The following is a 12,363-nucleotide window of genomic DNA, read 5'->3' on the forward strand; positions in this document are numbered from 1 at the left end:
TCAAGAAATGTGAGCTTATGGCCGGCATCATCGACTTCAACGGCGTCGAATTCGTCAACACCTTCGTCTCTCTCTTCGTCGCGCTGCTTTTAGGCACGCTGATCGGAGCGGAGCGGCAATATCGCCAGCGCAACGCCGGGCTGCGCACCAACGCGCTCGTGGCCTTGGGCGCCTCGGCCTTCGTCGATCTCGGCATGCGGCTCATGGGCAATCAGGGGGCGACCCAGGTGCTGGCCTATGTCGCCTCGGGCGTCGGCTTCCTGGGCGCGGGCGTGATCCTGAAAGAGGGGATGAATATCCGCGGCCTCAATACGGCGGCGACCGTCTGGTGCTCGGCGGTGACAGGCGCCTTCGCCGGCGCCGACCATCCGGCCGAGGCGGCGCTGATGTGCGGATTCGTGCTGGCGGGCAACACCTTCCTGCGGCCGCTCGTCAATCTCATCGAGCGCGCGCCGATTGATGAGAGCCGGACCGAGTCGATCTTCGAGATGCGCGTGACGACCGACGAGGGAAGCCGCGACGCGCTGCGGGAGTTGCTCGACGAGCGGCTGGAGGCGGCGAAATATCCGGCCCGCGAAATTCGGGAAATGGAGCGGGAGGATGGCGTGGAAATCGTCGCCACGCTCGCGGCGACCAGCGTCGAGGCCGACGAGCTCGACGCCATCGCCGAGGATCTCGCCCGGCTGACCAATGTCGCCCACGCCGCCTGGTCCTCGCGCGCCTCAGACTGATCCTTCGCTTTTACGTCACATCCCCTTGCTCGCGGCGCCGCCCTCCTGTAAGAGCGGCTCACTCGAAGCGCTGAGCGCTTTGCCGGATGGCCTCGTGGCGGAGTGGCTACGCAGAGGACTGCAAATCCTTGTACGGGGGTTCGATTCCCTCCGAGGCCTCCAAAAGCCAGCAAAATCAAGAAACATGATAGTTGTGAGGCTGCCCCGCTTGGCTTGTGAGGGAGCGGCTCGGGCATGTTCATGACCGACGATTCGCCGTCTGTACGACCGCGGAAATGCGGCTTTCTTCATGCCTCCACAAAGCGCGCAGCGCCACGACTCCCGCCGCCGATTTCCGACGCGAGGCGATACAGGAAGCCGGGACGCCCCGGCCCCGTTCGGCCGGTAGCGTGAAGGAAATAAACGCATCGGGGCATGAGCGTCCCGGCTGCGGTCTTTATTCGCGCGCACCTTTCCGTCCGGGGTGGGGTCATCTTGTGACCTTGGCCCTTCGGGCGCAGCCGCCAGACGGCGCCTGCTTCTTTCCCGGAGGCTTTAGGGCCTCCGAGCGCGTCGCAAGGGCCTCGACATGCGCCGCCTCCGGCCCGCCGGCGCTTTCCCTTTCGGTACTCGGGCCGCGTGTCGCGGGCGCGGAAACTATGCCCAGCCTTGCGTGACTTGCGCCACGCATCTCCCCACGAAGGAGAGACCCGGCGGGCGGCGCCGGATTCCCGCACGGAACGAGGGTCGCGTCCCGCGCTTAACCGACCCCGCCGGCGCCGCCGACCCTGACGGCGCCCCTGCAAGTTGGCGAGGCGGAGGAAGGATAATGCGGTTTTTGAGGGTGGGGATAAATCAGGGAGTAAATTTTCGATGACGGCCACGCTCTACTCCTCTTCCCGCGCGCGGGGAGAGGTCGGGTAATACGAGATCCGCTTGATTGGTTCGGTGTCATTCCCGACGCTCGCGCCGCGAGCGATCGGGAATCCAGAGCCAAACCAGCGCTTTTGTGGCTCTGGATTCCCGATCGGGCCTTCGGCCCGTCGGGAATGACAAGCCCTAATCCGAGCTATTCAAACGGAAACGTATGAGGGGCTTGGGGGATGAGTGGAAGCGATAAACGCCGCAGCGCGCCCGCTTTTGTAGGGCACGTCCGGGCTCCGGCCCCGGCCCCTCACCCAGCCTCTCCCCGCAAGCGGGGAGAGGGGCTTGGATGCGGGAATGCGTAGCGCCTCAGCTCGCGAGGCTCTTCGCCAGCTCGTCCGTATGCGCGTGCATGGCGCGGGCCATCTGGTCGATTTCGCGCGCCATCGACACCATTGATTCGACGCCCGCCCCCGTCTGCGTCATGGCGTTGGCCATCTGATCGGCGTGGGCGGACATGGCCTCCGCGCTGGTCGCCGCCGAACGGACGCTGCGGGCGATTTCCTTGGTCGCCGTGTCCTGCTCGTGCACGGCCTGGGTGATGATCGCGGAAATGTGCTCCACTTCCGCGATCTTCGCCTTGATCTTGTCCATCGACGCCACCGACATATTGGTCGCCGCCTGGATTTCGGCGATCTGGTCGGCGATGTCTTGCGTCGCCTTGCCGGTCTGGGTGGCGAGGCTTTTGACCTCCTGCGCCACCACGGCGAAACCGCGCCCCGCTTCGCCCGCGCGGGCGGCCTCGATCGTGGCGTTCAGGGCGAGGAGGTTGGTCTGGGCGGCGATCTTCGAAATCAGATTGACGACGTCGCCGACGCGATTGGCGGCGGCGCAGAGGCGCAGCATCTCGGCGGAGGAGCCGTTGGTCTCGACCACCGCCTGACGCACGACCGCCGTCGATTCCACCGCCTGCTTGCTGATCTCGCCGATGGCGGCGAGAAGCTGGTCGGAGGCGGTCGCGACCGAGCCCACGTCGGCGGCGGCCTGGGTGGAGGCGGTGCGGGCGAAATCGCTGTCGGCGCGGGCGCGGCGTTCGTGCACGATCATTTCCTCGGATGCGGCGGCCATGCGCTTGGTCATGTCGCCGAGCATTGCGGTGGTGGCGGAGAGTTCGACGGAATAGTGCTCGACCTTGTCGCGGATCGCGGCCTCGCGGCGCAGGCGCTCCTCGCGGTCGTCTCTCGCCTTGATTTCGGCCGCCATCTCGTTGTTGGCGCGGACGGCGTCGCGCAGCACGACGAGCGCCCGGGAGATGTCGCCGATTTCGTCGGCGCGGGCCGTGTCGTCGACGTCGAGGCTCGTGTCGCCGGCGGCGAGGTCAGTCATTTGCCGGGCGATGTTCTTGATGGGCACGGCGACTGTTTTATGCATGGTGGGCACGGAGACGCCGACGATCAGCACGCCCGCGAAGAGCGTGCCGATGAACAGCTCGATCGAAAGGGCGTTTGCCGAATCATGCGCGGCTTTGGCGAGGGCCGCCATCTGGGCGTGGTCCGCCGTGCTTGCCGCCGCCGCCGTCAGATCGCGCACATTCGCCGCGCCGAAATAGGCGGCCGCGCCCATGATGAGCAGCAGAGCGAGGAAAAGGAACTGGCGAAGGACGAGGCCGGCGCCAATGGAAAGATTGCGCATGTGCTCGATAGTCCTGCTAATGGTCCCTGACAGCCGTGCAAATTGATCGGGATCAGTTTAATCCGCAGACTTTCACAGTCGGTTAACGGTGGCGACATAGGCGCGTATAAAGCCTTGGCGGGAGCGAGAAATGCTGGAAATCGCAGTGCAGATGGACCCCCTCGAGCGGATCAATTTCGCCGGGGACTCGACCTTCGCCCTGATGCTGGAGGCCAAGCGGCGCGGGCATCGGCTCTGGTTCTACACGCCCGACCAACTGTCCCTCGAAGGGGGAACTCTCACGGCGCGGGCCCACCCGATCGAGGTCTTCGACGACCCTTCCCGCTACTATGCGCTGGGCGAGGCCACCGAGCTCGACCTCGCCAGGATGGACGTCGTCCTGCTGCGCCAGGACCCGCCCTTCGATCTCGCCTATATCACCTCGACCCATTTCCTCGAGCGCATCCAGTCGCGCGTGCTGGTGGTGAACGACCCCGGCCATGTGCGCAACGCTCCGGAAAAAGTCTTCGTGATGGAGTTCGCCGACCTCATGCCGCCGACGCTCATCACCCGCGACCGCGCGGCGATCGAGCGCTTTCGGGCCAGGCATGGCGACATCGTCATGAAGCCGCTTTACGGCCACGGCGGCGCGGCGGTCTTCAAAGTCACGCCGCGCGATCCCAATTTCGGCTCGCTCTTCGACATGTTCAGCGCGAGCTTCCGCGAGCCCTGGGTGGTGCAGCAATTCCTGCCGGAGGTCGCCAAGGGCGACAAGCGCATCATCTTCGTCGACGGCGAGGCGATGGGCGCGATCAACCGCGTGCCGGCGCAGGACGACATTCGCTCCAATATGGTGCGCGGCGGCGCGGCGGCGGCGACCGAGCTCGATCCGCGCGAGCAGGAAATCTGCGCAAGGCTTGGGCCGGAGCTCAAGGCGCGCGGGCTGGTCTTTGTGGGCATCGACGTGATCGACGGCCGGCTGACCGAAATCAACGTGACCTCGCCGACGGGGCTGCGCGCGCTGAAAAGGGTCGGCGGCCCGGATCTTGCCCCGCCGCTCTTCGACGCGATCGAGCGGCGGCTGAAGGCGCTGCGCGCCGCAGGATGAGCATGATGGACCAGGCTTTGACGCCAAGCATTTTCGACAGATTCAATCCGGCTTCGGGCTTTCTCGGGCTGCGCGCCGCGCTCGCGGCCCCGATCGCGCAAATCTGCAAGGTCGAGAAGGGCCATGCGCGGCGGACGGCGGTCGTCGATCTCTTCCGTTCGATCCTCGCCGAGGGGCGCGCCCGCGCCCGCGCGGGGCTGGAAGCCAGGGGCTCGGGACTGGCGTGCGCGCGGCTGATCTCGCAGCTCGAGGACGAGCTGATCGGCGCGATCTATGATTACGTCGTCGCCTATGTTTATCCCGCCGACAATCCGACCTTCGCCGAGCGGCTGACCATCGTCGCCGTCGGCGGCTATGGACGCGGCATGCTGGCGCCGGGCTCCGACATCGATCTCCTCTTTTTGCTGCCCTATAAGCAGACGCCCTGGGGCGAGAGCGTCGTCGAGGCGATCCTCTACGTTCTGTGGGATCTGCGTCAGAAGGTTGGGCACGCCACGCGCTCGGTCGCCGAATGCATGCGTCAGGCGCGGGCCGATATGACGATCCGCACCACGCTGCTGGAGGCGCGCTTCATCCTCGGCAGCGCCGAGCTGTTCACCGAATTGCAGGACGCCTTCGACCGCGAGGTGGCGCGCTCCGACGCGCGCGAATTCGTGGCGGCGAAGCTCGCAGAGCGCGACACGCGTGTGCGCCGCGCCGGCGCCTCGCGCTATCTCGTCGAGCCCAATGTGAAAGAGGGCAAGGGGGGCCTGCGCGACCTCAACACGCTCTTCTGGATTTCGAAATATGTCTATCGCGTGCGTGACGTGGAGGAGCTGGTCGCGGCGGGACTCTTCACCTCGGCCGAGCTTTCCCTCTTCGAGCGTTGCGAAGAGTTTTTATGGCGCGTGCGCTGCCATCTGCATTTCGCCACCGGGCGCGCCGAGGAGCGGATTTCCTTCGATATTCAGCCGCTGATGGCGCAGCGTCTCGGCTACCACGACCGCGCCGGCCTGTCGCGCGTCGAGCGCTTCATGAAGCATTATTTTCTCGTCGCCAAGGATGTTGGCGATCTCACCGCCATCGTCTGCGCCGCGCTCGAAGAAAAACAGGCGAAGCCGCGCGCGATCTTTGAGCGCTTTATGCAGCCGTTCCGGCGCCGGCGCGCCCGGGCGCCGCATGGCGATTTCATCATCGCGCATGACCGCATCAGCGTCGCGAACGAGGATGTCTTTCACCGCGACCCGGTGAATATCATCCGGCTTTTCTGGATGGCCGATCACCACGGCCTGCCGTTGCACCCGGACGCGCTGCGCGCCGTGACGCTCTCTCTGCGCGAGATCGACGCCGATCTGCGCGCCGATAAGGAGGCCAACAGACTCTTCCTCGAAATCCTGCTGTCGCGCAACATGACCGAGATCATTCTGCGTCGCATGAATGAGACGGGCGTGCTCGGGCGCTTCATCCCGGATTTCGGCCGCATCGTCGCGATGATGCAGTTCAACATGTATCACCACTATACGGTCGACGAGCATCTGCTGCGCGCGGTCGGCGCGCTCTCCGATCTCGAGGCCGGGCGCCTGCCCGAGCATCAGCAGCTCGTGGGCGAGATTCTGCCCACGATCGTCAATCGCAAGGTGCTCTATCTCGGGCTCTTCCTCCACGACATCGCCAAGGGCCGCAAGGAGGATCACTCCATCGCCGGCAAGGAGGTGGCGCGCACGCTGTGCCCGCGTCTGGGCTTCACGCCGGGCGAGACGGAGACCGTGGCCTGGCTCGTCGAGCATCACCTTACGATGTCGACCTATGCGCAGAGCCGCGATCTCTCCGATCGCGTGACGATCGAAAGTTTCGCGGCGATCGTGCAGACCGTCGAGCGGCTCAAAATGCTTTTCGTGCTGACCGTGTGCGACATCAATGCGGTCGGCCCCGGCGTGCTCGACACCTGGAAATCGCAGCTTCTGCGCGTTCTCTACTGGGAGACGGAGGTCGTGCTCGGCGGCGGCCATTCCTCCGCCGACCGCAAGAGCCGCGTGGCCGCCGCCGTCGCCGAGCTGCGCGCTGCGCTGCCCGACTGGAGCGACGAGAAATTCGAGACCTACGCCAAGCGGCATTATCCCGCCTATTGGCTCAAGGTCGACGTCGCCCGCAAACTGCGCCACGCGCATATGCTCGAAAAGCTCGCCGGCGCGACGACGCCGCTCGCCACCGCCGTGGAGCTCGATCGCACGCGCGGCGCGGTGGAGTTGACGGTCATCGCGCCGGACCACCGCCGGCTGTTGTCGATCATCGCAGGCGGCTGCGCGGCGAGCGGCGCCAATATCGTCGACGCGCATATTTTCACCACCGCCGACGGGCTCGCGCTCGATACGATCTTTTTTTCCCGGGCCTTCGATTTCGACGAGGACGAGCTGCGCCGCGCGCGCCGCATCGCAGATTTCATCGCCAAGGCGCTGAGCGGCGAGGTGATCGTCTCCGACGCCGTGCAAGCGCGCGCCAAGCAGCAGCAGCCGCTCGCGGCCTTCACTGTCGCGCCGGAGGTGGTGGTCGATAACAGCCTGTCGAATGTCTATACGGTGATCGAAGTCTCCGGCCTCGATCGCGAAGGGCTGCTGTTCGAGCTCACCAACGCTATCTCCCGGCTCAATCTCAATATCGCCTCGGCGCATATCGTGACCTTCGGCGAGCGGGCGGTGGACGCTTTCTATGTGACCGACCTCACCGGCGCGAAAATCGTCTCGCCGCAACGCCACGCCGCCATCAAGCGGGCGCTGCTCGAGGTTTTCGAGCCGCCGGTGGAGAAGCGGGCCGAGAAAGCGCAGAGCGTGGGGTAGGGTGCGCGCGCTATCAGGCAATCATCCGCCGTCATTGCGAGGAGCGGAGCGACGAAGCAATCCAGAGCCGCGACCGCTGCCCTGGATTGCTTCGCTTCGCTCGCAATGACGCGGCCTGCGCCGTTCCGTCACTGGCGCCGACTTGATTTTGGCGCCCCAAGCGCTGATATCGAGGCCTTTGAAGAACGCCCCTTATCCTTAAAAAGACGGACAAGAGCATGAGCGACCAGAGCAACGCCGGAAACAACGCCGAGACCCCGCGCAAGGGCGCGGAGGAGAATGCGGCGCATCCGTCCTCCCTGTCGCAGCCTTCGGCGGAAGCGCCCATCGGCGAGCCGGAGCCCTTCACCGAGCTGGAGAATCTCTATCAGGAGAACGCCAGCCTCAAGGACAAGCTCCTGCGCGCCATGGCGGAGGCCGAGAATGTCCGCCGCCGCGCCGAGAAAGAGGTGGCCGACGCCAAGCTTTACGGCGTGACCAGCCTCGCTCGCGAGATGCTGGCCTTCGTCGATAATCTGCGCCGCGCCGCGGAAAGCGTCCCGGCCGAGGCGCGCGCCGCTCTCGATCCCGTTGCGGCGACGCTGCTCGACGGCATCGGGGTCATCGAGCGCGACTTTCTGTCGCGCCTTGCCCGCTACGGGGTGAAGCCGATCGAGGCGCTGGGCGCCAAATTCGACCCAAATCTGCACGAGGCGCTCTACGAGATGCCCGACGAGACCAAGCCCGCCGGCACGGTCGCGCAGGTGATGGAGCAGGGCTATACGATCGGCGAACGCGTGCTGCGCCCGGCCAAGGTCGGCGTGACCCGCGGCGGCCCCAAGGCCTGACCCGCCCCATGGACGCCCCCGCGCGCGCGCAGATCGGGCCGGCGGGCGTCCGCCCCGGCGTCGTCAACGCCGTCGCCTATTGCGAGGGCGTCAAGGTCGCCGACATCGACATTGACGAGGCCGGCGACTGGGCGCGGCGCGACGGGCATATCGTCTGGATCGGGCTTTATGAGCCCGGCGTCGAGCTGCTGGAGCGCGTGCGGGCGCAGTTCTCGCTGCATCCGCTCGCCATCGAGGACGCCGCCAAGGCCCATCAATTCCCCAAGCTCGAGGAATTCGACGACAGCATCTTCATCGTGGCGCGCACCGCGCAGATGGAGAACGACCACATCGCTTTCGGCGAGACGCATCTCTTCGTCGGGCCTGGCTATGTGGTGAGCGTGCGCCATGGCCCCTCGCAGAGCTACGCCGCCGTGCGCCAGCGCTGCGAGGCGCGGGCGCGGCAGCTCTCCGAGGGCGAGGATTTCATCGTCTACACGCTGCTCGATTTCATCGTGGATAATTATTTCCCGGTCCTCGACCGCATTCATGAGCGGGTGGACGACATCGAAGATCGCATCCTGACGAATGCGATCGGCCAAAGCGAGATCGAGCAGCTCTATTCTCTGCGGCGCGACCTTTTGCGGCTGCGCAACGCCGTGGCGCCGCTGCAGGACGTCTGCCGGCGTCTGGAGCGCACCGACATCGTGCTGATCGACCCCATGATGCGTCCGCATTTCCGCGACGTGCGCGACCATCTGCGCCGCGCCGAAGAGCGCATCGACACGCTACGCGAGACGCTCGCCTTCGCCTTCGAGGCGGGGCTGATGAACGCGCAGATGCAGCAGACCAATATCTCGCGCCGCCTCGCCGCCTGGGCGGCCATTCTTGCGGTGCCCACGGCGATCGCCGGCATTTACGGCATGAACTTCGAGCACATGCCCGAGCTGCAATGGCGGTATGGCTACTTTGCGGTGCTCGGCGTCACCTTCGCGATTTGCGCGACGCTTTACTGGCGCTTTCGCAAGGCCGGGTGGTTGTGAAGACTGTGTGATTCCGGCGTGCGGACCGCGAGCCTTCAGGCTCGCCCCTTGCCAGCGAGCCTGAAGGCTCGCGGTCCAATTTTCCAGCTTGAGCGCATCGGTTTCGTTTCGAAGGCCGCCGCTCGCGAACTTTCCTGCCGCGCCTCCCCTTACGAAAGTTTCATCCGCCGGCCATTGGACGGCAAGAGGCAGGTCTCCATGTTGATGTCGCAGGCGGCGTTGGAGCCTCTCCCCAAGACGCCGCTGCGGAATGGAGTGTATTTGAAATGCATCAACCGATTTTCGCGCGCAGCCCTCGCCTGACGACCGATCGTCGCCGCGCCTCGCGCCTTGCGCTGACGGCGGCGAGCGCCGCAATCGCGCTCGGCGCAGCTTTCGGCGCGCCCGTCGGGACTGCTTTCGCCGAGGCGCCTTCCGTCACTGTCGCGCCGGCAAGCGGCCCCGCCTCCTTCGCCGACATCGTCGATCGGGTGAAGGGCGCCGTCGTCGCCATCAAGGTGAAAGCCTATGAGGAGTCCCGCAGCCCGTTCGAGGGCCAGGAGCTCTCGCCGGACGATCCGATGTATCGCTTCTTCAAGCGCTTCGGCGAGACCCCGCAAAAACGCATGACGCAGTCGCAGGGCTCTGGCTTCATCATCAGCGCCGACGGCTATGTCGTGACCAACAACCATGTGGTCGAACATGCCACCGACGTCGAGATTTCGCTCGAAGACGGCCGCAACTTGCCGGCCAAGGTCATCGGCACGGACAAGCGCACCGATCTCGCCTTGCTGAAGGTCAGCGACGGGAACAAGCTGCCCTATGTCGAATGGTCGAACACCCAGCCGCGCGTCGGCGATTGGGTGATCGCCGTCGGCAATCCCTTCGGCCTCGGCGGCTCGGTGACGGCGGGCATTGTTTCGGCGCGCGGCCGCGACATCGGCGCCGGCCCCTATGACGATTTCCTGCAAATCGACGCGCCGGTGAACCGCGGCAACTCGGGCGGCCCGGCCTTCGATTCCCACGGCCAGATCGTGGGCGTGAACACGGCGATCTATTCGCCTTCCGGGGGCTCCGTCGGCATCGGCTTCGCGATCCCGACGGAGGTCGCCAAGGATGTGATCGCGGCGCTCAAGGAAAAGGGCTCTGTGTCGCGCGGTTGGATCGGCGTGAAGATCCAGCCAGTGACGCCGGAGATCGCCGACAGTCTCGGGCTGAAGTCGTCCAAGGGCGCGCTGATCGCACAGCCGCAAAAGGGCGCGCCGGCGGAAGCCGCGGGCCTGAAGGCGGGCGACGTGATCACCGCCGTCAATGGCGAGAAGATCGACAACCCGCGCGAGCTTGCGCGCCGCATCGCCGCCATGGGGCCGAACAAGATCGTCGACATCACCTATGTCCGCAGCGGCGCGGAGAAGAACGCCAAGCTCACTCTCGGCAAGCTGCCCGAGGAGAAGGAGGCGCGCGCCGAGGAGGAAGACCTCGGCGGCGGCGCCGGCGGCGGGGCGCAGCTCTCGAGCCTCGGCATAGGGGTGGCGCCGGCCGCGCAGGTTCCGGGCGCCGGCGGCGAGGGTCTCGTCGTGGTCGACATCGATCCGAGCGGCGCGGCGGCCCAGAAGGGCTTGCGCCGGGGCGACGTGATCGTCGAGGCCGGCGGCCAGACGGTGAATTCGCGGGCCGATCTGACCGGCGCCATCGACGGCGCACGCAAGGAAGGCCGCCGGTCGGTGCTGCTGCGGGTGAAATCGGCCGACGGCGCGAAATTCATCGCCGTTCCACTGAAACAGAGCGCCGGCTGAACCAGCGGGCTCGGCGGGAGTTACGGTGAGAACGCACATATGAAACGAGCTTCTTGCGACGTGGACCACACCACTGCACCCGCCCGCAGGTGGTCCCCCGCAACGAAGAGCGACGGGTAGTCGCCAGCCCCCTCCTGGCTCCCGTCGTGGCGGGCCGGCGCAATTTTTCGCGCCGGCCTGCCTTTTTTGGCAAGGTCGAGTATCATGGGCGCAATGCGCATATTGATCATCGAAGACGACAAAGAGGCGAGCGATTATCTCGTCAAAGCGTTCCGCGAGCAGGGGCATGTCGCCGACCATGCCGCGGACGGGCTCGCAGGATACGCCGCCGCCCGCGAAGGCGACTATGACGTGCTGATCGTCGACCGCATGTTGCCCAAGATGGACGGGCTCTCGCTCATCTCGAGCCTGCGCGAGCAAAAGGTCGAGACGCCGGCGCTGATCCTCTCGGCGCTCGGACAGGTGGACGATCGCGTCAAGGGCCTGCGCGCCGGCGGCGACGACTATCTTCCCAAACCCTACGCCTTCTCGGAGCTTCTGGCGCGCATCGAGGCGCTGGCGCGCCGCCGCGTCGGGCCGCGCGGCGAGGAGACGCATTACCGCGTCGGCGATCTGGAGCTGGATCGGCTCTCACATAAGGTGATGGTCGGCGGGCAGGAGATCGTGCTCCAGCCCCGCGAATTCCGGCTGCTGGAATATCTGATGAAGCACGCCGGGCAGGTGGTGACGCGCACCATGCTGCTGGAAAATGTCTGGGACTATCACTTCGATCCGCAGACCAATGTGATCGACGTGCATATTTCGCGGCTGCGCGCCAAGATCGACAAGGGGCGCGAGACCCCCTTGCTGCACACGATCCGCGGGGCGGGCTACATGATTAGAGATGGCATGCGCTGACGCGCTTTCCGTTGCACGATTTCATGAGAACGGAAAGCGCGCAGAGTCAGAAGCTGGAGCGCATTCTTATTGCAAAACTCTATCAACTTTTGCGGAATGCGCTCTAGTCGGGATTTCGGAGAAAACCCGCTCAGGCCGCGGTCACCACCAGCCGCCCCAGCCCCAGCCGGGCCCCCAGCCGCCACCCCAGCCGCCCCAACCATAGCCCCAGGACGGGGCGGTCGCGGCGGCGATGCCGGCGCCCATCAGGCCCAGCGCGGCGCTCGCGAAGACGGCGCCAGCGGGATCGTAGTAGCCGCCATAGTAGCGCGGGTAACCGTAATAGGCCCTGCGGTAGTAATGCGGCCGGTAATAGCCCCAGTGCCGATAGTAGTGTGGGCGATAGTATCCCCAATGCCGGTAATAGTGCGGGCGATAATATCCCCAGTGGCGATGACCCCAACGGCGGTAGTAATGCGCTTCCACCGTCGGCGCGGCGAGGCTGACCACGCCTGGCGGCGCGATGGTCATTGGCCCTGCAAACGCTTCTGGCGGAATGGCGCCGATGGCGGTTGCGCCGCTCAGCGACGCAAGGATTGCGTTTCTTACGCTCTTTCGCATCTTCGTGAACCTTGGCTGGCCCCTTGGCCAATGAACGTCGAATCCGTGTGGTTGGTTCCCCAAAAGGCAATCGGGC

General features: G+C 65.7%; 9 protein-coding genes and 1 tRNA gene. 8 read left to right on the top strand and 2 right to left on the bottom strand.

What is annotated here, in order from left to right; all coding sequences use genetic code 11:
* The first annotated feature begins 17 nt into the window (after positions 1-17).
* Together QNA11_RS00640 and QNA11_RS00645 are read left to right on the top strand one after the other, a co-directional pair.
* Complete coding sequence (locus QNA11_RS00640) at positions 18-731, top strand: MgtC/SapB family protein (protein ID WP_283481548.1); 714 nt, start codon at positions 18-20, stop codon at positions 729-731.
* Positions 732-819: 88 nt separating this feature from the next.
* Positions 820-893, top strand: a tRNA-Cys gene (locus QNA11_RS00645).
* A gap of 1,050 nt (positions 894-1,943) precedes the next feature.
* Here QNA11_RS00645 and QNA11_RS00650 read toward each other — a convergent pair.
* Positions 1,944-3,266 (bottom strand): methyl-accepting chemotaxis protein, encoded by a 1,323-nt coding sequence (locus QNA11_RS00650; protein WP_283481549.1) that lies wholly within the window; start codon positions 3,264-3,266, stop codon positions 1,944-1,946.
* A gap of 130 nt (positions 3,267-3,396) precedes the next feature.
* Here QNA11_RS00650 and gshB point away from each other — a divergent pair, with 130 nt between their 5' ends.
* The 6 genes from gshB (at position 3,397) to QNA11_RS00680 (ending at position 11,687) form a co-directional block, all read left to right on the top strand.
* On the top strand, positions 3,397-4,353 hold the full coding sequence (gene gshB / locus QNA11_RS00655; protein WP_283481550.1) for a glutathione synthase: 957 nt from the start codon (positions 3,397-3,399) through the stop codon (positions 4,351-4,353).
* Between the two features lie 5 nt (positions 4,354-4,358).
* Complete coding sequence (locus QNA11_RS00660) at positions 4,359-7,166, top strand: [protein-PII] uridylyltransferase (RefSeq protein ID WP_283484137.1); 2,808 nt, start codon at positions 4,359-4,361, stop codon at positions 7,164-7,166.
* A gap of 218 nt (positions 7,167-7,384) precedes the next feature.
* Positions 7,385-7,993, top strand: coding sequence for a nucleotide exchange factor GrpE (gene grpE, locus QNA11_RS00665; protein ID WP_202073801.1), 609 nt, complete (start codon positions 7,385-7,387; stop codon positions 7,991-7,993).
* An 8-nt stretch (positions 7,994-8,001) separates the two neighbouring features.
* Positions 8,002-9,015, top strand: coding sequence for a magnesium/cobalt transporter CorA (gene corA / locus QNA11_RS00670; RefSeq protein ID WP_283481551.1), 1,014 nt, complete (start codon positions 8,002-8,004; stop codon positions 9,013-9,015).
* A gap of 266 nt (positions 9,016-9,281) precedes the next feature.
* A complete protein-coding gene (locus QNA11_RS00675; protein WP_283481552.1) occupies positions 9,282-10,790 on the top strand; it encodes a Do family serine endopeptidase in 1,509 nt (502 codons plus the stop codon).
* Between the two features lie 213 nt (positions 10,791-11,003).
* Positions 11,004-11,687: a response regulator transcription factor gene (locus tag QNA11_RS00680; protein ID WP_202073798.1), complete on the top strand. Its 684-nt coding sequence runs from the start codon at positions 11,004-11,006 to the stop codon at positions 11,685-11,687.
* A 141-nt stretch (positions 11,688-11,828) separates the two neighbouring features.
* Here the strand turns inward: QNA11_RS00680 and QNA11_RS00685 are convergent, their stop codons facing one another.
* Positions 11,829-12,287, bottom strand: a complete 459-nt coding sequence (locus QNA11_RS00685; protein ID WP_281931246.1) for a hypothetical protein — start codon at positions 12,285-12,287, stop codon at positions 11,829-11,831.
* Between the last annotated feature and the right edge of the window lie 76 nt (positions 12,288-12,363).

The sequence above is a fragment of the Methylocystis sp. JR02 genome, assembly GCF_030063565.1.
GTDB lineage: Bacteria > Pseudomonadota > Alphaproteobacteria > Rhizobiales > Beijerinckiaceae > Methylocystis > Methylocystis iwaonis.